A 24916-nucleotide genomic window follows, 5' to 3' on the forward strand; every position below is an offset into this window, starting at 1 on the left:
GGACAAATCGATATAGGTCAGTATTATTGACCTAATTTGGCCATAACCAATGGGAGGAAACCAATGCCAGATTTCCACGACCCGTCCCGCCTCACCGCGCTCGGCCGCGACTGGATCGCCGCGTGGAACGCTCGCGACCTCGAGCGGGTGCTCGCGATGTATGCCGAGGATACCGAGATGACCTCGGACCGGATCCCGGCGTTCGGCTTCGGCGCGTCAGGCACGGTGCGCGGCAAGGCGCAGCTGCGGGCCTATTGGAGCGCCGCGCTGGCGAAACTGCCCGAGCTGCATTTCGAGCTGATCGACCTCTATGTCTCGCCCGACAGCGTCGTCGTGTTCTACCAGAACGAACGCGGCAAGAAGATCTGCGAGTATCTGCGGCTCGATGATCAGGGCAAGATCAGGCAAGGTTCGGCGAACCATCTGGTTGGGTGAAACGAAAATCGTAGGGTGGGTTAGCCGCAGGCGTAACCCGCCGAGTCACACGGCGAAAGATGGTGGGTTACGCTAACGCTAACCCACCCTACGCACCGGCATCCGGATCAGGATCACACCCAATGAAAATCCCGCCCCTGCCCTTCACCGTCACCGACTGGAGCCATGTCTCGCCCACCGTGCATCGCGGCGAGAGCGGGCAAGCGCTGTGGCGCACGCTCAACATCGGCGAGCTCAGGGTGCGGATGGTCGAATACTCGCCGGGCTACCTCGCCGATCACTGGTGCGATCGCGGCCATGTGCTCTATGTCGTCGCGGGCGAGCTCGACACCGAGCTGCGCGACGGCCGCAAATTCACGCTGAAGCCGGGTATGAGCTACCAGGTCTCCGATTTCGGCGACGCCGCGCACCGTTCGTCGACCACGACCGGCGCGACACTGTTCATTGTGGATTGAGACGATACCTCACTCTCTCCCGTCACCCTGAGGAGGTCGCGAAGCGACCGTCTCGAAGGGCGACAGCCCGGCTCCATCCCCATCCTTCGAGGCTCGCTTCGCTCGCACCTCAGGATGACGCCAGTGCTAGAGGATATAGCAGACTATCGCGTACACCCTCACCGCCTCCGCCCGACCACCTTCCTCACCCTGGTCTCCGCCCAGCTCAGCGGCTTGCCGCTCTTCGAGGGCAGCACGAGTTGGCCGACCGCCTGCCCGGCCTTGTCCAGCAGCACCGAATGCGCCTCGCCGCGCGCATAGAGATGCGCCTCGCCCCATTGCCTTAAGGAGACCACGATCGGGAACAGGTCGTGTCCCCGCTTGGTCAGCGCATATTCGAGGTAGGCGCTGCCGTCGGACGCCGCGACCTGCTCGAGCACGCCTAGCTCGACCAGCTTGCGCAGCCGCGCCGTCAGCATGCCCTTGGCGATGCCGAGGTTCTTCTGGAAGTCGCCGAACCGGCGCAGGCCATCGAACGCGTCGCGCACGATCAAGAGCGACCACCAGTCGCCGATCGCATCCAGCGCGCGCGCCACCGGGCATTCCGCCCTGGCGAATGCAGTCCGCTTCATCGCGGTCCATCTCCCTCGATCACGATTCCGAACTGGTATTAAAATAGGACTAGACAGCATCGGGTGCAACTGGTCTCTTTATGAGACTAGATTGGATTTGCAGCGGAGGCGATGATGAGCACCCAGGATGCGACGACGGCGGAACCGGCAAAGCCGGGCGACATGGCTACGGGGCGGCTTTCACCCGCGATCGTGCTGCTGTTTGCGGTCGCCTGCGGGCTCAGCGTCGCCAACATCTATTCGGCCCAGCCGCTGCTCGACACCATGGCGCAGGATCTCGGCATCACCCTTGCCGCGATCGGCATCGTGGTGACGCTGACCCAGGTCGGCCTCGCCTTCGGCCTGATGCTGATCGTACCGCTCGGCGACCTCTGGGACCGCCGCAAGCTGATCGTCGGCCAGATCATGCTGTCCGCGGCGGCGCTCGTCGTGGTCGGCACCGCGCCGAACGCGGCCGTGCTCTTTTTCGGAATGGCGCTGGTCGGGCTGCTCGCCGTGGTCATCCAGGTGATCGTCGCCTTCGCCGCGACATCGGCTGCGCCGGCCGAGCGCGGACAGACCATCGGCACCATTCAAAGCGGCGTCGTGTCGGGCATCCTGCTCGCCCGCTTTGCCTCGGGTACGCTAGCCGATATCGGCGGATGGCGCATGGTCTACCTGACCTCGGCCGTGCTGATGCTGGCGATGGCCGCGCTGCTCGCCTATGTGCTGCCGCGGCAGCCGCCGCGGGCGCTGACCGGATCATCCTATGCAAGGCTGTTGCGCTCGACGACCGCGCTGTTCGCCGAGGAGCCGGTGTTGCGCGAGCGCGCCGTGTTCGCGCTGCTGGTGTTCGCGAGCTTCAGCGCGTTCTGGAGCTCGGTCGTGCTGCCGCTCGCGGCGCCGCCGCTGTCGCTGTCGCACACCGCGATCGGCATGCTCGGCATTGCCGGCCTCGCCGGCGCGCTGGCGGCGCGCAATTCCGGCCGCCTCGCCGATCGCGGCTGGGGCCAGCGCACCACCGGATTGTCGCTGCTGCTGATGCTCGCCGGCTGGGCGCCGATCGCCTGCCTGCACACGTCGCTGTGGCTGGTGCTCGCCGGCGTTCTCATGATCGATTTCGCGGTGCAGGCCGTCCACGTCACGAACCAGAGCCTGATCGTCGCCGCGCGCCCGGAGGCGTCGAGCCGCCTGATCGGCGTCTACATGGTGTTCTATTCGATCGGCAGCGGGCTCGGCGCGATCGCTTCGACGATGGCCTATGCCGCCGCGGGCTGGCTCGGCGTCTGCGTGTTGGGCGCTGCGATCAGTGGCGTCGCGCTATTGTACTGGGTCATTGCGGTGAGCAAGACGCCGGTGCCACAGAGCGTTTGCACTGTCCCGTCACCCTGAGGAGCGCGCTGTTGCGCGCGTCTCGAAGGGTCGACGGCCCGGCTCCATCCCATCCTTCGAGGCCCACCGAGCACTGCTGGCGCAGCGCTCGGCGTGCACCTCAGGATGACGGTCGCCGCTTGAGGATGCTGACGAAGAATCCATCTGTGCCGGTGCGGCGCGGCGTCATCAGCAGGCCCTCTGGCGATTGCAGCGCGGCTTCGGCAAAGGCTTCCGCCTTGTCCCACAGCACCGATGCGGTCTGCTCCGGCGGCTGCACGGAGAATTCCGGGTGCCGCGCGACGAAAGCCCTGACCTGCTCGCCATTCTCCTCCGCCAGCACCGAGCAGGTGATGTAGGCGATGCGGCCGCCGGACTTCACCAGCGGCGCGGCGCGCTCCAGTACCTCGGCCTGATCCTTCAGCCGCACCTCGAGCGCGCCCGGGCGCATCCGCCATTTGGCGTCGGGATTGCGCCGCCAGGTGCCGGTGCCGGTGCACGGCGCGTCGATCAGCACGAGATCGGCGGAGGCCTTGATGTCGGACAGCACGTCCTCCTCGCCGCGCGGCGTACGCACGTCGCAATTGTGCACGCCGGCGCGCGACAGCCGCTCATGGATCGGCGCGAGCTGGCGCTTGTCGCTGTCGGTCGCGATCAGCCGGCCCTTGCCTTGCATCATCGCCGCTATCGCGAGCGTCTTGCCCCCGGCGCCGGCGCAGAGGTCGATTACCTGCTCGCCGGGCTTCGCCGCCGAGAACAGCGCGGCGAGCTGCGAGCCCTCGTCCTGGACTTCGATGGCGCCCTTGATGAAATCCTCCTCGGCGTGGATGCCGGGATTGCGCGCGTCGGCGCCGAGCTCGATGCGCAGGCCGAGCGGCGACCACGGCGTTTCCTTCGCACCGAGATGCGACAACCGCGGCAGCACCTTCTCGCGCTTGCCGCGCAGCGTGTTGACGCGCAGATCGAGCGGCGCGCGGCTCGCCATCGCGGTCGCCTCCGCGGCGCGGTCGTCGCCGAACACTTTCGCCAGATACGGGTCGAGCCAGTCCGGATAGTCGCCCGCGACATGCGCCGGCGCGGCCTTGAGCGAACGCGAAGCCAATGCAGCCTCTTCAGTCGCGGTGAGCGGATCCGGCGCAAAGCGGCCGCCGTCGCACAGCGCCGAGATCGTCGGGATGTCCATGCCGCGCTCGAGCTTGAGCATGCCGAGCACCCGCGACCGGGCGCTGGCATCGTCCATCAGATAGGCCGCGGAGGACTGCCGGCGCAGCACATCCCAGATCAGGCCGGAGATCGCGGCGCGATCGCCGGAGCCGGCATAGCGGTGCGCAGTGCCCCATTCCTTCAGCGCCTTGGCCGCAGGAATGCGCTGTGCATCGATAGTGGCGATCAGCTCGATCGCGGCGGAAAGCCGGGCAGCAGGGGTCATTGATCTCTTTCGGTTGGGCGCATCAGATCAGCAGCAGGATCCTGAGCGCGAAATACAGCCACATCGCCGCCAGCACCAGCACGCCGGCGAACCAGGCGAGCGAGCGCGGCCGCACGTCGTTGGAGGTGACGAAGACGCCGGCATGGGCGAACCGCGTCACCACGAACACCCAGGACATCAGCACGATGAACAGATCGGCATGGCGGATCGGCAGCGCAATGGCGATCAGGACATAGAACAGCACCGGCAGCTCGAACTGGTTGGCGAAGCAATTGCCGAGCTGGGTGGCGCGCTCCGGCCAGTTCGGCTGGCGCAACGCGATATCGGCCATCTTGGTCTCGCCGCTCGCCAGGGTCCGCGTGCGCAGCGTCGCCATCCCGAACAGGAGCGCGAAGGTGAGCCCAATCTGGACGAAGACCGGCAATAGAACCATTTGAACCGACATCAAGAATCTCCCTCCGCCACGGGCGCCCGGCCGCCCTCTTAGCCGCCACGGCCGCCCCTGACAATGAAGCGTACGCGGTAACCCGTTGAACCATCGTCCGAGCCCGGCTGACCAACTCCTGGGAACAATGACGGTTTCAGTCACCTGGCTGCTCGGAAGCCGCGTCAGCCCGCCTGTCCCGCCCGCCCGCTCGATGCAGTAGCTGGCGATCTAGCGCTCGCGCGAAAGCGCCGGAGTCAAACAAGACTTCAAACGCCGCATCAAACAGAGCAGCGAAGAACGCGGCGAAATCGTCATCGTTCCGACTTCGCGCCGACGCTATAGTTCGGCCGAAAGGATCGATGCATGCCCCAGTTTCGCCTGACCCAGATCTCCGATACCCACCTCGCGCGCCGCTTCAAGCCGCTGGTCGACAACTTTCATCGCGTCAGCGAGCACATCGACGCGACGCGTCCCGATCTCGTGCTCAACTCCGGCGACGTCGCGTTCGACGGGCCGACCAGCCGCGACGATCTGGTGTTCGCCAAGGAGCTGCACAACGCGCTGCCGGTCGATTGCCTCTATTTACCGGGCAATCACGACATCGGCGACAATCCGACCGCGGTCGGTCCGGTTCCGGCGCAACTGCCGACCGAAGAGACGCGCCGCGCCTTTACCTCGGTGCTCGGCGAGGATCGCTGGCATTTCGACGCCGCCGGCTGGTGCTTCATCGGCCTCAATTCGCTGATCATGAACACCGGTCTCGACAGCGAGGCCGCGCAATTCGACTGGCTCGCAGGCGTGCTCGACAAGACGGTCGGCAGGCCGGTCGCGCTGTTCCTGCACAAGCCGCTCTATCTCGACGTACCCTACGATGCCGAACGCGTCGAGACCGCGATCCGCTACGTGCCGCAGCCAGCGCGGCGGCGCCTGATCGAGATGTTCGGTAAGGTCGATTGGCGCCTGGTCGGCAGCGGCCACGTGCACCAGCGCCGCGACTACACGTTCGAGCATGTCAGACACGTCTGGGCGCCCTCGGCCGGCTTCATCATTTCAGATGCGCGGCAGGAAGTGATCGGCATCAAGGAAGTTGGCCTCGTCGAGTACCGCTTCCAGCCGGACAGCTTCGAGGTTCGCCACGTCAGGGCCAAGGGTCAGGTCGATGTCGACCTGGACATGCTGCTCGGCAAGCAGCCGGCCTGAGCCGAACCTAGCTCCGCGCCGCGTCGTGCAGGTCCCGCTTGATGACCGTGAGCAGCGCTTGCAGCGAGTCCTTGTTCGGCTGCGCCGGCGCGGGCTGCACGCGCGGCACGAAGCGGACCGGCTCGGCAGCCGGCTGCTCCTCGACGAATTTTCCATGCAAGACGTCGTCGCGGCGGCCCATGACGAACATCGTCGCCCAATAGCCGACGGCGAGCAGAATGACCCCGACAACAATAGCTTCAAAAATCATGGCTACACCTGAAATATAGCCATATTGAATCAACTGCCGCCGGTCCCCGTCAAGCAAATGGGGGCCGAATAGCCCCCAAAACCCCGCCATTGTGGCGTTTTTGATACTTTGTTGCGCGGAATGGGAGCTGGAAAGCCCCGTTCTGATGCGTTTTCTTCACGCGAACCGGTGCCCACTTCGCTCGAAAACGCTATCCCTCACGCCTTGTCCGGCCCGATCCGGACCAGCTGCTTGCCGAAATTGGCGCCCTTCAGCAGGCCCATGAAGGCCTCCGGCGCGCTGTCGAGGCCCTCGGTCACGAACTCCTTGTACTTGACCTTGCCCTCGCGCACCCACTGCGACATGTCGCGCAGGAAGTCGCCATGCATGGCGGCGAAATCGCTGACGATGAAGCCGCGGAAGGTCAGCCGCTTGGTCAGGATGTTGCGCATCATCGCGCCGGCCCATTTCGGGGCATGCGCTTCGGTGTCGTTATAGTGCGCGATCAGGCCGCAGACCGGGATGCGCGCGAATGCGTTGAGCAGCGGAAACACCGCGTCGAACACCGCGCCGCCGACATTCTCGAAATAGACATCGATGCCCTTCGGGCAGGCTTCCTTGAGCTTCGCCGCAAGATTGGGATCGCGATGGTCGAGGCACTCGTCGAAGCCGAGCTCGTTCTTGACGTAGGCGCATTTGTCCTTGCCGCCGGCGATGCCGATCGCCCGCGCGCCCTTGATCTTGGCGATCTGGCCGACCGCCGAGCCGACCGCGCCGGACGCCGCGGCAACCACCACCGTCTCGCCCGCCTGCGGCTTGCCGATCTCGAGCAGGCCGGTATAGGCGGTCATGCCGGGCATGCCGAGCACACCGACTGCGGTCGAGATCGGCGCGATCTTCGGATCGATCTTGGCGAGGCCCTTACCGTCGGACAGCGCATGGGTCTGCCAGCCCGCGCGCGACAGCACGATATCGCCCTTGGCAAAGGCGGGATTGTTGGACGCGATCACCTCGCTCACCGTACCGCCTTCCATCACGCCGCCGACCGGCACCGGTGCGGCATAGGACGGACCGTCGGCCATGCGGCCGCGCATATAGGGATCGAGCGACAGCCAGATGGTGCGCAGCAGCACCTCGCCGGCGCCCGGCGTCGGCGGCGTGTAGTCCTCGAGCCTGAAATTGGCCGGCGTGGGCTCGCCGTGCGGGCGCGAGGCGAGAACGATGCGCTTTCCTTGGGACATGATTTTTCCTCTTGGGGTGATTGGTTCGTGGCGCACACGTAGTCATGCAATCCAGCTCCCCGCAAGGGAGATGGATTTGCTGTTTCGCGCGCGCTTGTTTGAAACGGTGTTTGAAATGATGCCCGTCATTTCGCAAGCAAAGGTGCTCGAAACGGCGCCGTCGTCCCGGGGCGGTCCGCAGGACCGCCCCCGGAATCTGGTGTCGGCAAGTCGATCAAGGCATGCCACCAGCGAACGAAGCGGCCATGCTCGATTCTCCCGAACCGACCTCGGCATCCGGCGCGACGGAGCTAACGCGTAGCAGCCGTCCATGGGTCGCGACGAGCGCCGCCGCGCAGTGGGCGATCGGTTTGTCGCCTCCCCTCGAAAGCTAAGTGGCGAGGACGTCGGTCCGCTCCGTGGAGCCGGCCGACGTATGTGAGGCCTCCCAAACCATTGGGATTACCTCTTGAGGAGCCGACCAGCTTCTTCGCACCGCAAGGTCTTTGGTTTGGCGGCCGGATTCACCTTCGGACGACCGGCACCCGGTAGACCATCCCCCGTCCCGCGTCCGCGCTGGAACGCGATCTATCAATCTGGCACTTGTCGGACTTTCGATTCGCTGTAGTCTCGGAGCATGCGGCACTCGCATGGCTGTTACCCAAAAAAGGGACAGGCATCACCATAACAGGAGCGAACCAACGCTCCGGTTTTTGGATCGAGACCGACATGGCCGGCGGCGGATCGTATGACACGTTTCCCAAATTGCTGCTGCGAAACAGCGCGCAGTTTGGCACGCGGCCAGCGTTTCGGCACAAGGATCTTGGCATCTGGCAGAGCTGGACCTGGGCTCAAGTTGCCGAGATCATACGTGCCTACGCTGTGGGCTTGCATCGCCTTGGCTTGCGCCAAGGCGACACGGTCGCCGTAGTCGGCTCAAATCGGCCGAAGCTTTACTGGACCATGATGGCAGCGCAGGTGCTGCGCGCCATTCCCGTTCCGGTCTATTCGGATGCCGTGGCGGATGAGCTTGCCTTTGTTCTCGCTCATGCCGACGCGAAGCTGGTCGCGGCGCAGGACCAGGAGCAGGTCGACAAGGTCTTGTCCGTGTCCGACCGGCTGCCGCAACTCGACAAGATTGTCTACGACGAGCCGCGCGGGCTTGACGGCTACGACCGCAGTCGACTGATCGCTATCGGCGATATCATCGAGGACGGCCGCACCGCGCTTGCGGCCGAGCCAAAGCTTGGCGAACGGATCGATGAATCCATTCGGGCGGGCAACGGTTCGGACATCGCGGTCATCCTCTACACGTCCGGAACGACCGGTGCGCCGAAGGGCGTCATGCTGTCGGCGCGAAACTGCATCGATGCTGCAATCGACACCACGCGGTTCGACAGACTGACCGACAAGGACGTGGTGCTCGCCTATCTGCCGCTGGCCTGGGCGGGCGATCACTATGTCAGCTATGTGCAGGGCCTGGTGGCCGGATACTGCATGGCGTGTCCGGAAAGCAGCGACACGATCGAGCAGGATCGGCATGAGATCGGACCAACCTTCTATCTGGCTCCGCCACGAATTTTCGAGGCCATGTTGACACGGCTGATGGTCCGGATGGAGGACGCCGCACCGATCAAGCGGCGATTGTTCAGCTACTTTCTCGACGTCGCGCAGCGGTATGGCGAGCAAGTCCTGACGGGACGCCCGGTGCCGCTGTCAGGCCGATTGATCTATGCGCTCGGCCGCTGGCTGGTCTACGAGCCCCTCAAGAACGTTCTTGGCCTGTCCCAGGTGCGCGTCGCCTACACTGGAGGCGAAGCTATCGGTCCGGATCTGTTCGCGTTCTACCGCTCGATCGGCCTGAACCTGAAACAGCTCTACGGCCAGACCGAAGCGTTCCTCTATGTAACCTGCCAGCCCGATGGCGAGATCTACTCGGATACGGTTGGTCCGCCGGCGCCCAACGTCGATATCCGCATTGCGGAATCGGGCGAAGTGCAGTTCCGCTCGCCCGGCATGTTCCTCGGATATTTCAAGGACCAGGCAAAGACCGCGGAAGCCATGACATCGGACGGATACGTCAGGACCGGCGATGCGGGCTTTTTCGACGAGAAGACCGGGCATTTGAAGGTCATCGATCGTGCGAAGGACGTCGGTCGATTGGCTGACGGCACGATGTTTGCCCCCAAGTACCTCGAGAACAAGCTGAAGTTCTACCCCAATATCAAGGAAGCGATCACGTTCGGCGACTCCAGGGAGTTCGTCTGCGCGATGCTCAACATCGACCCCGTCGCGGTCGCGAATTGGGCCGAACGCAACAACGTCGCCTACGGATCCTATCACGAGCTTGCCGGGCATCCGCTGGTCTACGACATGGTCGCCAAAGACGTTGCCGCAGTGAACCGCTCCCTGGCCGCGGAAAAGCAGCTTGCGGGCGCCCAGATTCGCCGCTTCCTCATTCTGCACAAGGAGCTCGACGCGGATGACGGCGAACTGACCCGCACGCAGAAGGTGCGCCGCCGCTTCATTGCCGAACGCTATGCGCCATTGGTCACCGCCCTCTACAACGGAGCGCACGAGGCCGACATTTCCACGGAAGTGACTTTTGAGGATGGCCGGAAGGGCAAGATCGCGGCACAGGTCAAGGTTCGCGACATGCAAGTCATCGCTCCGGCAGAATCGCTCGGAAGGGCAGCATGAGAGCGCCGGACACCAACGAAATCCTGCTGGAGGTCGAGGGCGTGGCGCTGGCCTTCGGCGGCGTCAAGGCGCTGCGAGACGTTTCGTTCAACGTCAGAAAAGGCGAAATTCGAGCCATCATAGGCCCCAACGGCGCCGGCAAGACCTCGATGCTGAACGTCGTCAACGGTTTCTATCATCCAAACCATGGTGCCATCACCTTCAAGGGACGCACCCGGGCCAAAATGCAGCCTTTCGAGGCGGCGCGCGGCGGCATCGCGCGTACTTTTCAGAATGTCGCCCTGTTCAAGGGCATGAGCGCGCTCGACAACATCATGACGGGGCGCACCTTGAAGGTGCGCCGCGGGCTGTTGTGGCAGGCGCTGCGCTATGGCCCTGCTCTCGCGGAGGAGGTCGAGCATCGGCGCAAGGTCGAGGAGATCATCGACTTTCTCGAAATCGAGACAATCCGCAAGGTACCGGTCGGGCGTTTGCCATACGGCTTGCAGAAGCGTGTCGAACTCGGTCGCGCTCTCGCGATGGAGCCGGACCTTCTTCTCCTCGACGAGCCGATGGCAGGCATGAACCTCGAGGAGAAGGAGGACATGTCGCGGTTCATCATTGATGTGAACAATCACTACGGCACGACCATCACCCTGATCGAGCACGACATGGCCGTGGTCATGGATCTGTCGGATCGCGTCGCGGTGCTGGATCACGGCGTCAAGATCGCCGACGGCACGCCTGCTGAAGTGAAGATGAGTCAAGCCGTCATCGACGCATATCTTGGCGTCGCGCATTGAGGTGCGTCCATGATCGCATTGGGTCAGTTTCTCGAGGTCCTTATCGGCGGATTGATGTCCGGCGTGCTCTATTCGCTGGTCGCGCTCGGCTTCGTACTGATCTTCAAGGCATCCGGCGTATTCAATTATGCGCAGGGAGCAATGGTTTTGCTCGCGGGATTGGCGCTTGTTCGCGCCCTCGACCTCCTGGTCGCCAACGGCCTTCCGCTTTGGGTCGCGGTCGTCCTCGCGATCGGCTTTGCCGCCGTGATCATGGCGGCAACGGCCTGGCTCATCGAGCGGTTGGTAATCGGGCCTCTCGTCAACCAGGACGCCCTGACGCTGTTCATGTCGACGATCGGCGTGACATTCGTCATCGAAGGCGCCGCGGAGATGATCTTCGGATCGGATGTCTACCCGTTGCGGCTGTTCCCGACCGACGCCTGGTTCTTGTTTGAAGGCCTGTTCCCGGGTGGGATTCTGGTCAACAAGCTGGATGTCTGGGGCGCATTGATCGCAGGCGTCCTGGTCGCCGGCCTCGCCGTCTTCTTTCAGCGTACCAAGACCGGTCGCGCGCTCAGGGCCGTGGCCGACGATCATTTGGCCGCGCACTCGATCGGGATTCCAATCAGTTGGATCTGGTTCGTGGTCTGGCTCGTTGCCGGCCTCGTTGCGCTGGTCGCCGCGACCGTGTGGGGGACCAAGCTTGGCGTGCAGTTCTCCATCACGTTTCTCGCGCTCAAGGCTCTGCCCGTCCTGATTATCGGCGGCCTCACCTCCATTCCCGGAGCCATCGTCGGCGGGCTCATTGTCGGCGCGGGTGAGAAGCTCGCAGAGGTCTATCTCGGGCCATCGATCGGCGGCGGCATCGAATATTGGTTTGCCTACGTACTGGCGTTGGCGGTGCTGCTGTTGCGGCCACAGGGTCTGTTCGGCGAGCGCATCATCGAACGCATCTGAGGCAAGGAGATCGTTGTGCTTTATCGCGAAGCCGGCCAGTTCAAGACGAACTACGCGGAGGACATGGCGATCTTCCCGATCCGTCAGGATCGTATTGCGCTCGCTATTCTGCTCGGGATTGCGTTCATCGGCGTGCCGCTGTTGGCCAGTTTCCGTATCTGGCCGTTCCGCACCGACTATCTGTTGTGGGCCATCCTGCTGCCCTTCCTCATCCTGGCGCTCGCTGCCATCGGAACAAACATTCTGGTCGGCTATTGCGGCCAGATCTCGCTCGGCAGCGGCGCGTTCATGGCGATCGGCGCCTATTCCGCCTACAAGCTGGCGACCGGCGTTCATATCCCGCTTGCCTGGCTTGGTTTCGCGATCGCGATCCCACCGTTGCCCGTGCTCGCATCCATCCTGCTGGGCGGGTTGATGGCGGCCTGTGCCGGAATCCTGTTCGGCATTCCCAGTCTGCGGATCAAGGGTCTCTACCTGGCGGTCGCAACGCTCGCCGCGCAGTTCTTCTTCGATTGGGCGTTCCTGCGGCTCCCGTGGTTCACCAACTACGCCCCGTCGGGATCGGTGAATGCGCCGGAACTGGATTTCTTCGGCATGATCGTTCGCACGCCGGTCGAGCGCTACCTGCTGTGCCTGCTCTTCGTAACCGTGATGGCGGTGCTGGCGAAGAATCTCGTTCGCGGTAATCTCGGCCGGCAGTGGATGGCGATCCGCGACATGGATATCGCCGCCGAGCTGATCGGCATCCGACCGCTCTATGCAAAGCTCACGGCCTTCGCGGTGTCTTCGTTCATCATCGGGGTGGCGGGTGCGCTCTGGGCGTTCGTCTACCTCGGTTCATGGGAGCCGCTTGCGTTCTCGATCGACCGCTCGCTAGAGCTTCTGTTCATGGTCATCATCGGCGGGCTCGGATCGATCATGGGTTCGTTCATCGGGGCGGCTTTCATCCTCATCATGCCGATCATGCTGAATGTGATTCCGACCGAGCTCGGCCTGCCACTGTCGACGCAAACGATCACTCACCTCCAGTTCATCATCTTCGGATCCTTGATCTGCTATCTGCTCATCAAGGAACCCCATGGCTTCGCCAGGCTGATATCGATCGGCAAGGAGAAGCTCAGACTTTGGCCGTTTCCCTATTGAAGGAGCGATCGCGCCACGATCGCAACGCGGATGGCGGCCGCCGACAACGGAGAGGAAGGAAGCAACGCGGACGGAAAAGAGGGACTTTAAACGAGGAGGATATCAATATGGCAAGTGTTGCACGCAATGTATTGATACTGGCGGCCGCCCTGGCCGGCGCGGCGTTGAGCGCACCGGCCGCAGCGCAAAACGAGCAGTTCATTCCAATTCTGTCCTACCGGACCGGACCGTACGCTGTGAACGGCGCGCCCTACGCAAACGGCGTTGTAGACTATTACAACCTGATCAATGAACGTGACGGCGGCATCAACGGCGTCAAGATTCTAATCGAGGAATGCGAGACGGGTTACGCGACCGATAGGGGCGTGGAGTGTTACGAGCGTCTGAAGAGCAAGGGTCCAACCGGCGCGGCGTTCATCAATCCGCTGTCGACCGGCATCACTTTCGCACTCACCGAAAAGACCGCGACAGACAAGATCCCGATCATCACGATGGGGTACGGCCGTGCTGATTCCAAGAACGGCGCGGTGTTCGCCTATAATTTTCCATTGCTCGGCACCTACTGGTCCGCGGCCGATATCGCGATCCAGTACGTCGCCAAGGAACTCGGCGGCTTCGACAAGCTGAAAGGCAGGAAGATTTCGCTGCTGTACCATGACAGCCCCTATGGCAAAGAGCCGATTCCGATGCTGCAAGTGCTGGCGCAGAAGTACGGCTTCGACTTCACGCCCATCCCCGTCACGCATCCGGGCGTCGAGCAGAAGTCGCAATGGCTGGCGATCCGCCAGAACCGGCCGGACTATGTCCTGGTCTGGGGCTGGGGCGTCATGAACAGCACGGCAATCAAGGAAGCGGCCGCCGTCGCCTATCCGCGCGACAAGATGATCGGCGTCTGGTGGTCAGGCGCAGAGCCGGATGTGACGCCGGCAGGTGATCAGGCCGCCGGCTACAAATCGCTGATGCTTCAGCACGGCGCCGGCAAGTTTCTCGTTCATGCCGACATAGAGAAATATCTCTACGCGAAGGGCAAAGGTTCGACAGAACCTGGCAAAATTGGCGAAATTCTCTACAACCGCGGCATGACGAATGCCATGCTCGGCGTGGAGGCAATCCGCAAGGCACAGGAAAAGTTCGGCAAGAAACCGCTGACGGGCGAGCAGGTCCGTTGGGGGCTTGAGAACCTCATCCTCACCGCTGATCGTATCAAGGAACTCGGCTTTGAGGGGATGTTGAAGCCGGTCAGCATTTCCTGCTCCGACCATGAGGGCGCGCGCTACGGGCGCGTCCAGCAATGGGATGGCAAGGGTTGGAAAGTGATCTCCGACTGGTACACGGCTGACGAATCGCTCATCGAACCGCTCGTCGCCGATGTGTCCGCGAAGTATGCCGCGGAGAAGAAGATCCAGCCGCGCGATTGCGCGAAGGAAACCTGAGCCCGCGCGATCCGGGGGCAGTTTGGCTGCTCCCGGATCCCGGAAGGTGCAACTGCTTGGAGGTCTGCGCGTGTCAAACGCCAAGGCGGTCGCCGCTGCGACGGAAGCGGCAGCTCTGATTCTATCGGTCAACAATATCGAGGCTGTCTACGATCACGTCATCCTCGTGTTGAAGGGCGTCTCGCTGGAGGTCCCGCGCGGCGGCATTGTCGCGCTTCTCGGCGCCAACGGCGCCGGCAAGACGACGACCCTGAAGGCGATCTCCAATCTGCTGCACGCAGAGCGCGGCGAGGTCACCAAGGGCTCGATCCTGTTCAACGGCGTCGAGGTGAAGTCGCTGTCGCCAAACGACGTGGTGCGACGCGGCTGCATTCAGGTGATGGAGGGCCGGCGAGCCTTCCCCCATCTTACGGTCGAGGAGAACATCCTGACCGGCGCCTTTACGCGGACCGATGGCAAGTTCGCGATCGCGCAGGACGTTGAACGGGTCTACGCCTATTTCCCCCGCCTCAAAGAGCGACGCAACTCCACCGCCGGCTATACGTCGGGCGGCGAACAGCAGATGTGCGTGATCGGGCGCGCGCTGATGTCGCGCCCGAAGATGATCCTGCTCGACGAACCATCGATGGGCCTCGCGCCGCAGATCGTCGAAGAGATTTTCGAAATCGTTAAGGATCTCAACGCCAAGGAAGGCGTATCCTTCCTCCTCGCCGAGCAGAACACCAACATGGCGCTCAAATATGCGAGCCACGGCTACATTCTCGAAAATGGCCGCGTGGTGATGGACGGCGAAGCGCGCGCGCTCGCCGCCAACGAGGACGTCAAGGAGTTCTACCTTGGCGTCGCCGGAGACAAGCAGAAATCATATCGCGATGTGAAGCACTACAAGCGACGCAAGCGCTGGCTCGCCTAGCGCTCCCTCTCCCGCTTGCGGGGGAGGACTGAGGTGGGTATCGCCGCGAATCTCATTGTCCGCTCAATCCCCGCCATTTCGAGATTCCGGGCCTGGTGCCAACGCGCCATCCCGGAATGACAGTTGTGGACTTACACCCCGCCCGGATAGTTCGGGGCCTCGCGCGTGATGGTCACGTCGTGGACGTGGCTCTCACGCAAGCCCGCGCCGGTGATGCGGACGAACTCGGCCTTGTCGTGGAAATCCTTGATGTCCTTCGCACCGACATAGCCCATCGCAGCCCTGAGGCCGCCGGCGAGCTGGTGCATCACGTTGCCGACCGGGCCCTTGTAGGGCACCTGGCCCTCGATGCCTTCAGGGACCAGCTTCAGCGTGTCCTTGATGTCCTGCTGGAAATAGCGGTCGGCCGAGCCGCGCGCCATCGCGCCGACCGAACCCATGCCGCGATAGGCCTTGTAGGATCGGCCCTGCCACAGGAACACTTCGCCGGGCGTCTCGTCGGTGCCGGCGAGCAGCGAGCCGACCATCGCGATGTCAGCGCCGGCGGCGAGCGCCTTGGCGAGGTCGCCGGAATATTTGATGCCGCCGTCGGCGATCACGGGCACGTCGGCCTTCTTCGCCGCCGCCACCGCATCCATGATCGCGGTGAGCTGCGGCACGCCGACACCGGCGACGATGCGCGTGGTGCAGATCGAGCCCGGGCCGATGCCGACCTTGATGCAGTCGGCGCCCGCATCGATCAGCGCCTGCGCGCCGCCCTCGGTCGCGACGTTGCCCGCCACGACCTGCACGGCGTTGGAGAGCCGCTTGATGCGGTTGACGGCATTGAGCACATGCCGCGAGTGACCGTGCGCGGTGTCGACCACGACGACGTCGACGCCGGCATCGATCAGCCGCTCGGTGCGCTCATAGCCGGTCTCGCCGACCGTGGTCGCGGCGGCGACGCGCAGCCGGCCCTGCGCGTCCTTGCACGCGAGCGGATGGGCGACCGCCTTCTCGATGTCCTTGACGGTGATCAAGCCGACACAGCGATACTGGTCGTCGACGACCAGGAGCTTTTCGATGCGGTGCTGATGCAGCATCCGCTTGGCCTCGTCCTGGCTGACGCCCTCGCGCACGGTCACGAGGTTCTCGTGCGTCATCAGCTCCGAGACCTTCTGCCTGGGATCGCTGGCAAAGCGCACGTCGCGGTTGGTCAGGATGCCGACCAGCTTGCCCGGCACGTTCTTGCCCGCACCGGTCACGACCGGGATGCCGGAGATGCCGTGATCCTTCATCAGCGTTAGCGCGTCCGACAGCGTGGCGTCGGGACCGATGGTGAGCGGATTGACCACCATGCCGGATTCGAACTTCTTGACCTGCCGCACCTGCGCGGCCTGCCCGTCGGGATCGAAGTTGCGATGGATGACGCCGAGGCCGCCGGCCTGCGCCATCGCGATCGCCATGCGCGCCTCGGTGACGGTGTCCATCGCGGACGCCATGATCGGGATGTTGAGCGAGATCGCGCGGGTGACGCGCGAGCGGATATCGACTTCCGAGGGCAGGACGTCGGACAGACCGGGCTTCAGAAGCACATCGTCGAACGTGAAAGCTTCGCGGATAGCCGGAAATCCCGTGGCCATTGCCAACTCCTTATCTGCGGCCGAGCCGCGATGGTCTTACGGATGAGCGCAACCTCCGGCGACGCTCGCTGCGTCACCGTCGAATCGGCGCCCATCGGTGGGGTTGACGCTGGTCGATAGCATGGCGGCATGACGAATCAAAGTGTTTGCCAGCCATGCACAGGCTTTTTAGCGGGCCTGTTCAGGGGGGCCTGTAGCCCTCCTAGCGATATCCCTGCGGCGGCCCGTGGCGGCGGATCGCCTCGACCACCTCGCGATGGCGCCGGTCCTCGCGCTTCATGTGGACCGCGATCACCGCATGGGCCGACGGCACCAGCAGCAAGACGTGGAAAAACAGCCCGAAAATCGCGCAAAACACGATCAGGACCAGGTTGAAGATGGCCGAAAACGGCTGTCCGTTCAGGAGCAGCCCGATCGGCGGCAAGAGAGCGGCAAGGACGTAAATCACGGCGAACCTTTGGACACGGGCGGATGCATAGCAGTGTCACGCTGGATTTAGGTGGTTTACCGGGTTCCGCAATAGCGTGGCCGAGGGCAGGATGATATGGCCCCCTCGCCCGCCTTTTCAGCACAGCTGTCCTATTTTGATGAACAAACAACGCCTGATCCCGCTCATCGTGGCCACCGCCCTGTTCATGGAAAACATGGACTCCACGGTGATTGCGACCTCGCTGCCGGCGATCGCCGCCGATATCGGCACCAGCCCGCTGACGCTGAAGCTCGCGATCACCTCCTATCTGCTGTCGCTTGCGGTATTCATCCCGGCCAGCGGCTGGACCGCGGACCGCTTCGGCGCCCGCATCGTGTTTGCCGGCGCGGTTGCCGTCTTCATGCTGGGGTCGATCGGCTGCGCGCTGTCGTCCTCGGTGACCGATTTCGTGTTCGCCCGCATCCTGCAGGGCCTCGGCGGCGCGATGATGACCCCGGTCGGGCGGCTGGTGCTGCTGCGCTCGGTCGACAAGAGCGCGCTGGTCAACGCGATGGCCTGGGTGACGGTCCCGGCGCTGATCGGCCCGGTGATCGGGCCGCCGCTCGGCGGCTTCATCACCACCTATTTCTCCTGGCATTGGATCTTCCTGATCAACATCCCGATCGGGCTGCTCGGCATCTTCCTGGCGCTGAAATACATCGACCCGATCAAGAGCGAGGATCCCGAGCGCTTCGATCTGATGGGCCTGGTGCTGGCCGGCATCGGCCTTGCCGGCATCGCCTTCGGGCTGTCGGTCGCCGGCCTCAATCTGCTGCCATGGCCGATCGTCGCCGCGCTCGTCGGGGTCGGCACCGTGTCGATGACGCTCTACGTCATCCACGCCCGGCGCACCGGATCGCCGGTGCTCGATTTCGGCTTGCTGCGGCTGCCGACCATGCGCGCGTCGATCGTCGGCGGCTTCATGTTCCGGCTCGGCATCGGCGCGCTGCCGTTTCTGCTGCCGCTGCTGATGCAGGTCGGCTTCGGCCTGTCGCCGTTCCAGTCCGGCCTCGTCACCTTCGCCTCTGCGGTCGGCGCCATGGGCATGAAGACGCTGGCGGCGCGCATCATCAAGGCCTTCGGCTTCCGCAACATGATGACGGTCAACGCGGTGGTCAGCTCGGCCTTCCTCGCCGCCTGCGCCCTGTTCACGATCTCGACGCCGCTGATGCTGATCTTCACCATCCTGGTGGTCGGCGGCTTCTTCCGCTCGCTGCAGTTCACCGCGATCAACACGGTCGCCTATGCCGAGGTCGAGGCGCCGCAGATGAGCCGCGCCACCACCCTCGTCAGCGTCAACCAGCAGCTCGCAGTGTCCGCCGGCGTCGCGGTCGGCGCGTTCTCGGTCGAAACCACGCTGGCGCTGCATCACCAGACCGAGCTCTCCGCCGACGTGTTCGGACCGGCCTTCATCGTGGTCTCGTTGATCTCGGCGGCCTCGGCCTGGTTCTTCTGGCAGATGCCGGCCGACGCCGGCAACGAGATCGCCGGCCGCAAGGCGATCGACATCTCGAGCCGCAAGGGCGCCGAGAAGCGCGCCGCCACCGACGCCGTCAAGGCAGCGACCGAGGACACCCAGAACGCGCGCGATCAGCGGCTCGGCTAGTCGATCGAACGAGCCGCTCCCAAGGCACGGACACTGCAAGCTGCCGTCCGGTCACGGCCAAGCCCTTAGGGGTGGCCGATCGCTCCGGCTGGCTGTCCTCGATCCGGGCGTTCAACAAGTTGGTATGTGGGAACGTGGGTCGCTTCCAGCCACGATTCCAGCGCAGCTCCGCAGACCGTGCAGATTGCGTCACCCGTATGCGGCACCAAGAACTTCTCTTCAGTGCGTCGGTACTCGGCGCCGCAATTGCATTGAACAATTGTGGCCATATCAGAGATATGCGCCTGCGATATCAGATTTTCCAGTGTTGTAAGATGCAGCCGCGCAAGAAACGGCCCCAGTGCGCGAAACCCGACGCTGCACCAAGGCCGCCAACCCGGTGGGGGTTTTCTCCCGGTGGGCTTGGGGGGCGTTGACCGGGAGCACAGAGTCGACTCCGGCCAGGCACCGAGGTTCCAACCGGTCGCGCTGATATGTCGTGCCGCGCGCGCTGAGCCACCGAAACCGTCCTTAGACAGATCCCTAGATCTCGTCTCCGGCGCGTAGCGCCGGACGAGGCTCGCAGGCCGGCGCGGCCGGCTCAAGCTTTGTTGAATCGACCGTCGAAACCATGCCTGATTTCCCGGGTAAGGGCGCGTGGCCGCACAGGAGCGCGCTTATGAACTCCATCGAATACACGCGAAGCAAGGTTCCGGAAGTCACGCTCGTCTTCTGGATCATCAAGATTGCCGCCACCACGCTTGGCGAGACCGGCGGCGACACCGTCACGATGACGCTGAACTGGGGTTACCTGGCTGGCACCCTTCTGTTCCTGTCCGTGCTCGTGGCACTCGTTGCGGCGCAGATCGCCGCGAAGGCGTTTCACCCGGTGCTGTACTGGGCCACGATCGTCGCCTCGACGACGTTCGGCACCACCATGGCCGATTTCGCCGATCGCTCGCTCGGCATCGGCTACACCGGCGGCTCGACGCTGCTGCTCTGCCTGCTGCTGCTCACGCTCGGCCTCTGGTACTGGTCACTCGGGTCGATCTCGGTCAACACCGTGAGCAGCCCGAGGGTTGAGGCGTTCTACTGGACCGCGATCACGTTCTCGCAGACGCTCGGCACCGCGCTCGGCGACTGGATCGCCGACTCCACCGGCCTCGGCTACGAGGGTGGCGCGCTGGTTTTCGGCGCTGTGCTCGCCGCGATCGCGGCGGCCTATTACTGGACCTCGATCTCGCGCGTGACGCTGTTTTGGCTGGCCTTCATCCTGTCGCGGCCGCTGGGCGCCACGGTCGGCGACTTCCTCGACAAGCCGGTCAGCGACGGCGGTCTTGCGCTGAGCCGCCCGATCGCGTCCGCGGTTCTCGCGATCTTCATCGTCGTCTGCGTGCTGGTGCTGCCGCAGCGCGCCGGATCGCATCCGATGCCAGCCAGAACGACGGCTTAGCCGAGGGAGCGGTCAGCTTCGCGCGGCGCGAAACCCAGTCGCCAGCACGTAACGCTCCGAAGAATCCTGCCGGCTGGCGGCCGGCTTGACGTGGCGGACCGCCGCGAAATCGCGCTTCAGCTGCGCCACCAGTTCGGCGTCGGCGCCGCTCTGGAACACTTTTGCCAGGAACGTGCCGCCGGGATTGAGCACCTCGCCGGCGAAATGCGCGGCGGTCTCGACCAGGCCGATGATGCGCAGCTGATCGGTCTTGCGATGGCCGGTGGTGTTGGCGGCCATGTCGGACATCACGAAATCGGCGCGGCCGCCCATCATCGCGATCAGCTTCTCAGGCGCGTCATGGTCGAGAAAGTCGAGCTGCGCGAAGGTGACGCCGGGGATCTCGCCCATCTCCAGGAGATCAATCGCCACCACCTTGCCCTTGCCGTCGGCGGCACCGGTGCGCTTGGCCGCGATCTGACTCCAGCCGCCGGGCGCAGCGCCGAGGTCGACGACCGTCATGCCCGGCTTGAGCAGGCGATATTTGTCGTCGATCTCGAGCAGCTTGAAGGCCGCGCGCGAGCGGTAGCCCATCGCCTTGGCCTTGGCGACGTAGGGATCGTTGAGCTGGCGCTCGAGCCAGAGTTTTGACGACAGTTTTCGCTTGCCGCCGCTCTTGACCGTGACGTGCAGCCGCCCGGTGGTGTCTTTCGCCATGATCTTTCTTGGATTGGTGTGATTGGGCGTGTTCTAGCACGCCCGCAGCGCGCCGTCCTCGCGCATCATCTCGACCAGCATGCCTTCGCGCAGGCCGCGATCGGCGACGCGGAGCCGTGGCATCGGGAACGCGTTGCGGATGGCGTCAAGGATCGCGCAGCCGGCGAGCACGAGGTCGGCGCGCTCGACGCTGATGCAGCTGTTGTTGACGCGCGCCTCGTAGCTCATGCCGAGCAATTTCTGGATCGTCGCCGTGACGTCGCAATCGTTCATCCAGATGCCGTCGATGCGGCGGCGATCGTAGCGCGACAGATTGAGGAAGACGCCGGCGAGCGTGGTCACCGTGCCCGAGGTGCCGAGCATGTGCATGTCGCGCAGATCCCTACCGTGCTCGGCCGCGAACGGCGCGACGTGGCGCGCGACCTCATCGATCATCTGCGCATACATGTCCCGGGTGACGTTCCTGCCGCCGAAATGCTCGGCCAGCGTGACGACGCCGAGCGGGATCGACATCCACGCCTTGATGCGCGGCGGCGCATCGGGCGCGGCAGGATCGCGCTCGATCCGCACCAGCTCGGTCGAGCCGCCGCCGATGTCGAACAGGATGGCGCCGCGGCCCTTCGGGTCGAGCAGCGGCGAGCAGCCGATCACCGCGAGCGTCGCCTCGGTCTCGCGATCGATCACCTCGAGCTCGATGCCGGTCTCGGCCGCGACGCGCGCACGAAAGCTTTCGGCATTGCCGGCGGCGCGGCAGGCCTCGGTGGCGATCAGCCGCAGCCGGCGGGCCTTGCGGTAGCGGATCTTGTCGCTGCAAATGGCAAGCGCGGCAATCGCCCGCTCGATCGCCGCCTCGCTGATCGAGCCGGTCGCGGCGATGCCCTCACCGAGCCGAATGATCCGCGAAAACGAGTCGACGACGCGGAACCCGTCGCCGGTGGGACAGGCGATCAACAGCCGGCAATTGTTGGTGCCAAGATCGAGCGCGGCATAGACGCCACTTTCCGCGGCCGCCGCGACCAACCCTGACGGGGCTTCGCCGGCCGGAGGGCCGTCGCAAAGCCGCACATGGTCGTTCATCAAAACTGTCTTTCCGCAGGGCCAAAGGGAAATCCAGGGGCCCGCCGAATAATTGTCGTTCACGGAAACTTTAGCAGCGTCAAAGCCCTACGCAAACTCCGTTCACATTGGGTCCATGCCCAATCGGGCGTTGTCGTTAAGGGGGGCGTGCGTTATCTCCTCAGCGCCCCCAAACCCCGTCAAATCCGGGCATTTCAGGTCATTTTCGATGCAAGATCATACGCCGCTCGCCTCCCTCGAAAACGCTATTGCACTGCAAAAATACGGTGTCGGACAGCCCGTTCGACGAAAGGAGGACGACACCCTGGTGCGCGGCAAGGGCAAATACACCGACGATTTCTCCCTGCCCGGCCAGGCCACTTGCTGGATGGTTCGCTCCTCCCATGCCCACGGAATCATCAAGGGGATCGATACGGCGGCCGCCAAGGTGATGCCGGGCGTGCTCGGGGTGTGGACCGGTGCCGACCTTGCGGCCGCGGGCTACAACCCCTTCACCTGCGGCCTGCCGCTCAAGAACCGCGACGGCTCGCCGCTGAAGCAGACCAACCGCCCGGCGCTCGTGACCGACAAGGTGCGCTTCGTCGGCGATCCCGTGGCCTTCGTCGTGGCCGAGACCGCGGCGCAGGCGCGCGATGCTGCCGAGGCCGTCGAGGTCGACATCGAGCCGCTGCCGGCGGTAACGGACGCGGCCGAAGCCGCCAAGCCCGGCGCGCCGCAGCTCTATGACAACATCCCCGATAACGTCGCGCTCGATTATCACTATGGCGACACCGCCAAGATCGAGGCGGCGTTCGCCGACGCCGCGCATGTGACCAAGCTCGACATCGTCAACACCCGGGTCGCCGTGGTCTCGATGGAGCCGCGCGTCGCGCTCGCGCATTACGACAAGAAAACCGAACGCTTCACGCTGCAGGTACCGACCCAGGGCGTCTCCGGCAACAAGGCGATCCTGGCGCGGCTGCTCAACGTGCCGGCCGACAAGGTCCGCATCCTTACCGGCAATGTCGGCGGCTCATTCGGGATGAAGAACCTCAACTATCCCGAATACACCTGCATCGCGCATGCCGCGCGCCAACTCGGCCGTCCCGTGAAGTGGCTGGACGAGCGCTCGACCAGCTTCCTGTCCGACAGCCAGGGCCGCGCGCAGCTGATCCACGCCGAACTCGCGCTCGATGCCGACGGCAAGTTCCTCGCGGTGCAGCTGTCCGGCTACGGCAATCTCGGTGCCTACATCACCGGCGTCGCGCCGGGCCCGCTGTCGCTCAACACCGGCAAGAACCTCGCCAGCGTCTATCGCACGCCGCTGCTCGGCGTCGACATCAAGACGGTGCTGACCAACACCACGCTGATGGGCGCCTATCGCGGCGCCGGCCGGCCCGAGGCCAACTACTACATGGAGCGGCTGATCGACGCCGCCGCCGACGAGATGGGCATCAACCGTTTCACCTTGCGCAAGCGCAACTTCATCAAGCCATCGCAGCTCCCCTTCCCGGCGGCCTCCGGCGTCACCTATGACAGCGGCGATTTCGCCGGCGTGTTCCAGAAAGCGCTGGAAATCTCCGACTACGACAACTTCGCCAAGCGCAAGAAGGAAAGCAGGAAGAGCGGCAAGCTGCGCGGCATCGCCGTCGGCTCCTATCTCGAGGTCACCGCGCCGCCGAGCGGCGAGCTCGGCAAGATCACCTTCGAGCCCGACGGCTCGGTGAAGCTCACCACCGGCACGCTGGATTACGGCCAGGGTCATGCCACGCCGTTCGCGCAGGTGCTGTCCGAGCAGCTCGGGGTGCCCTTCGAGAAGATCACGCTCGAACAGGGCGACAGCGATCTGGTGCGCTTCGGCAACGGCACCGGCGGCTCACGCTCGATCACCGCGACGGGGCAAGCGATCGTCGAGGCGTCCGCACTCGTCGTCGAGAAGGGCAAGAAGGCGGCCGCGCACATGCTGGAGGCCTCCGAGGCCGACATCGAATTCGGCCAGGGCCGCTTCACCATCGCCGGCACCGACCGCTCGATCGGCATCATGGAGCTCGCCGAGCGGATGCGCGAAAGCAAGATGCCCGAGGGCACGCCGGAGACACTCGACGTTGATCACGCCACCAAGGAGACCGCGTCGACCTTCCCGAACGGCTGCCACGTCGCCGAGGTCGAGATCGATCCCGACACCGGCGTGACGCAGATCGTGCGCTACTCGGCGGTCAACGATTTCGGCACCGTGGTCAATCCGATGATCGTCGCCGGCCAGCTGCACGGCGGCGTGGCGCAGGGCATCGGCCAGGCACTGATGGAGGAAGTCAGCTACGACGCCTCCGGCCAGCCGATCACCGGCTCGTTCATGGACTACGCGCTGCCGCGCGCCGGCGACGTGCCGTCGATGCTGGTCGGCGACCATCCGTCGCCGGCGAAATCCAACCCGCTGGGGACAAAGGGCTGCGGCGAAGCCGGCTGCGCCGGCAGCCTGGTCTGCATCGTCAATGCAGTGGTCGACGCGCTGTCGGAGTACGGCATCAAGCACATCAACATGCCGCTGACGCCCGAACGCGTCTGGCGCGCGATCCAGGACGCCAAGGCAAAGGCGGCGTAAGGGCTGCCTTGCCGCCCCTACCGGATCCGCAAACACCACTGTCATCGCCCGCGAAAGCGGGCGATCCAGTATTCCAGAGGCAGCAGTGCTTGAGCCGAGGGGCCGCGGCGTACTGGATCCCCCGCTTTCGCGGAGGATGACAGTTGTGCGCGTCGGTGGAATGTCGG

22 protein-coding genes are annotated in these 24916 nt (G+C 64.4%); 13 read left to right on the forward strand and 9 right to left on the reverse strand.

All coding sequences use genetic code 11. The annotated features are described in order from the left end of the window. Positions 1-63 precede the first annotated feature (63 nt). Complete coding sequence (locus XH92_RS27080; RefSeq protein WP_194454837.1) at positions 64-435, forward strand: nuclear transport factor 2 family protein; 372 nt, start codon at positions 64-66, stop codon at positions 433-435. 122 nt (positions 436-557) lie between these two features. After that, on the forward strand, positions 558-890 hold the full coding sequence (locus tag XH92_RS27085; protein WP_194454838.1) for a DHCW motif cupin fold protein: 333 nt from the start codon (positions 558-560) through the stop codon (positions 888-890). Between the two features lie 158 nt (positions 891-1048). Here the strand turns inward: XH92_RS27085 and XH92_RS27090 are convergent, their stop codons facing one another. After that, positions 1049-1501 (reverse strand): helix-turn-helix domain-containing protein, encoded by a 453-nt coding sequence (locus tag XH92_RS27090; protein ID WP_194454839.1) that lies wholly within the window; start codon positions 1499-1501, stop codon positions 1049-1051. Positions 1502-1615: 114 nt separating this feature from the next. Between XH92_RS27090 and XH92_RS27095 the strand changes: the two genes are divergently transcribed. After that, positions 1616-2872: an MFS transporter gene (locus XH92_RS27095; protein WP_210345478.1), complete on the forward strand. Its 1257-nt coding sequence runs from the start codon at positions 1616-1618 to the stop codon at positions 2870-2872. 100 nt (positions 2873-2972) lie between these two features. Here XH92_RS27095 and XH92_RS27100 read toward each other — a convergent pair whose 3' ends face one another. Further along, positions 2973-4280, reverse strand: coding sequence for an RsmB/NOP family class I SAM-dependent RNA methyltransferase (locus XH92_RS27100; RefSeq protein WP_194454840.1), 1308 nt, complete (start codon positions 4278-4280; stop codon positions 2973-2975). A 22-nt stretch (positions 4281-4302) separates the two neighbouring features. Continuing rightward, positions 4303-4725 (reverse strand): MAPEG family protein, encoded by a 423-nt coding sequence (locus tag XH92_RS27105; RefSeq protein WP_194454841.1) that lies wholly within the window; start codon positions 4723-4725, stop codon positions 4303-4305. Between the two features lie 345 nt (positions 4726-5070). Here XH92_RS27105 and XH92_RS27110 point away from each other — a divergent pair, with 345 nt between their 5' ends. After that, positions 5071-5907: a metallophosphoesterase gene (locus tag XH92_RS27110; RefSeq protein WP_194454842.1), complete on the forward strand. Its 837-nt coding sequence runs from the start codon at positions 5071-5073 to the stop codon at positions 5905-5907. Positions 5908-5914: 7 nt separating this feature from the next. On the opposite strand, the gene XH92_RS27115 is transcribed toward XH92_RS27110, so the two are convergent. Both XH92_RS27115 and XH92_RS27120 read right to left on the reverse strand, forming a co-directional pair. Continuing rightward, positions 5915-6157, reverse strand: coding sequence for a hypothetical protein (locus XH92_RS27115; protein ID WP_194461438.1), 243 nt, complete (start codon positions 6155-6157; stop codon positions 5915-5917). A gap of 197 nt (positions 6158-6354) precedes the next feature. Beyond that, complete coding sequence (locus XH92_RS27120; protein ID WP_194454843.1) at positions 6355-7377, reverse strand: NADP-dependent oxidoreductase; 1023 nt, start codon at positions 7375-7377, stop codon at positions 6355-6357. Between the two features lie 708 nt (positions 7378-8085). Here XH92_RS27120 and XH92_RS27125 point away from each other — a divergent pair. The 6 genes from XH92_RS27125 to XH92_RS27150 all read left to right on the forward strand — a co-directional run bounded on the left by XH92_RS27125 (position 8086) and on the right by XH92_RS27150 (position 15266). Continuing rightward, positions 8086-10056, forward strand: coding sequence for an AMP-binding protein (locus XH92_RS27125; RefSeq protein ID WP_194454844.1), 1971 nt, complete (start codon positions 8086-8088; stop codon positions 10054-10056). Further along, positions 10053-10838: an ABC transporter ATP-binding protein gene (locus XH92_RS27130; protein ID WP_194454845.1), complete on the forward strand. Its 786-nt coding sequence runs from the start codon at positions 10053-10055 to the stop codon at positions 10836-10838. Before XH92_RS27125 ends, XH92_RS27130 begins: the two co-directional genes overlap by 4 nt. Before the next feature lie 9 nt (positions 10839-10847). Next, the gene (locus XH92_RS27135) at positions 10848-11777 is read left to right on the forward strand and encodes a branched-chain amino acid ABC transporter permease (RefSeq protein ID WP_210345479.1); all 930 of its coding nucleotides are present in this window, start codon (positions 10848-10850) and stop codon (positions 11775-11777) included. A 15-nt stretch (positions 11778-11792) separates the two neighbouring features. Next, positions 11793-12920 carry a branched-chain amino acid ABC transporter permease gene (locus tag XH92_RS27140; RefSeq protein ID WP_194454846.1) on the forward strand — a complete coding sequence of 376 codons (1128 nt, stop codon included), beginning with the start codon at positions 11793-11795 and terminating at the stop codon, positions 12918-12920. A 107-nt stretch (positions 12921-13027) separates the two neighbouring features. After that, entirely contained in the window at positions 13028-14353 is a 1326-nt protein-coding gene (locus XH92_RS27145) for an ABC transporter substrate-binding protein (protein ID WP_194454847.1), read from the forward strand. A gap of 70 nt (positions 14354-14423) precedes the next feature. Beyond that, positions 14424-15266: an ABC transporter ATP-binding protein gene (locus tag XH92_RS27150; protein ID WP_194454848.1), complete on the forward strand. Its 843-nt coding sequence runs from the start codon at positions 14424-14426 to the stop codon at positions 15264-15266. A gap of 131 nt (positions 15267-15397) precedes the next feature. Here the strand turns inward: XH92_RS27150 and guaB are convergent, their stop codons facing one another. Both guaB and XH92_RS27160 read right to left on the reverse strand, forming a co-directional pair. After that, positions 15398-16888, reverse strand: coding sequence for an IMP dehydrogenase (gene guaB / locus XH92_RS27155; RefSeq protein WP_194454849.1), 1491 nt, complete (start codon positions 16886-16888; stop codon positions 15398-15400). A 202-nt stretch (positions 16889-17090) separates the two neighbouring features. Then, on the reverse strand, positions 17091-17336 hold the full coding sequence (locus tag XH92_RS27160; protein WP_092125564.1) for a hypothetical protein: 246 nt from the start codon (positions 17334-17336) through the stop codon (positions 17091-17093). Positions 17337-17475: 139 nt separating this feature from the next. On the opposite strand from XH92_RS27160, the gene XH92_RS27165 reads away from it, so the two are divergent. Then, positions 17476-18963, forward strand: coding sequence for a DHA2 family efflux MFS transporter permease subunit (locus XH92_RS27165; protein WP_194454850.1), 1488 nt, complete (start codon positions 17476-17478; stop codon positions 18961-18963). Between the two features lie 658 nt (positions 18964-19621). After that, positions 19622-20395, forward strand: a complete 774-nt coding sequence (locus tag XH92_RS27170) for a hypothetical protein (RefSeq protein ID WP_194454851.1) — start codon at positions 19622-19624, stop codon at positions 20393-20395. Between the two features lie 12 nt (positions 20396-20407). On the opposite strand, the gene XH92_RS27175 is transcribed toward XH92_RS27170, so the two are convergent. Then, the gene (locus tag XH92_RS27175; RefSeq protein ID WP_194454852.1) at positions 20408-21091 is read right to left on the reverse strand and encodes an RlmE family RNA methyltransferase; all 684 of its coding nucleotides are present in this window, start codon (positions 21089-21091) and stop codon (positions 20408-20410) included. Between the two features lie 33 nt (positions 21092-21124). Then, the gene (locus XH92_RS27180; RefSeq protein WP_194454853.1) at positions 21125-22168 is read right to left on the reverse strand and encodes a Ppx/GppA phosphatase family protein; all 1044 of its coding nucleotides are present in this window, start codon (positions 22166-22168) and stop codon (positions 21125-21127) included. 208 nt (positions 22169-22376) lie between these two features. Here XH92_RS27180 and XH92_RS27185 point away from each other — a divergent pair, with 208 nt between their 5' ends. Continuing rightward, positions 22377-24749 (forward strand): xanthine dehydrogenase family protein molybdopterin-binding subunit, encoded by a 2373-nt coding sequence (locus tag XH92_RS27185; RefSeq protein ID WP_194454854.1) that lies wholly within the window; start codon positions 22377-22379, stop codon positions 24747-24749. Positions 24750-24916 lie beyond the last annotated feature (167 nt).

The organism is Bradyrhizobium sp. CCBAU 53421, from assembly GCF_015291625.1.
Classification (GTDB): domain Bacteria; phylum Pseudomonadota; class Alphaproteobacteria; order Rhizobiales; family Xanthobacteraceae; genus Bradyrhizobium.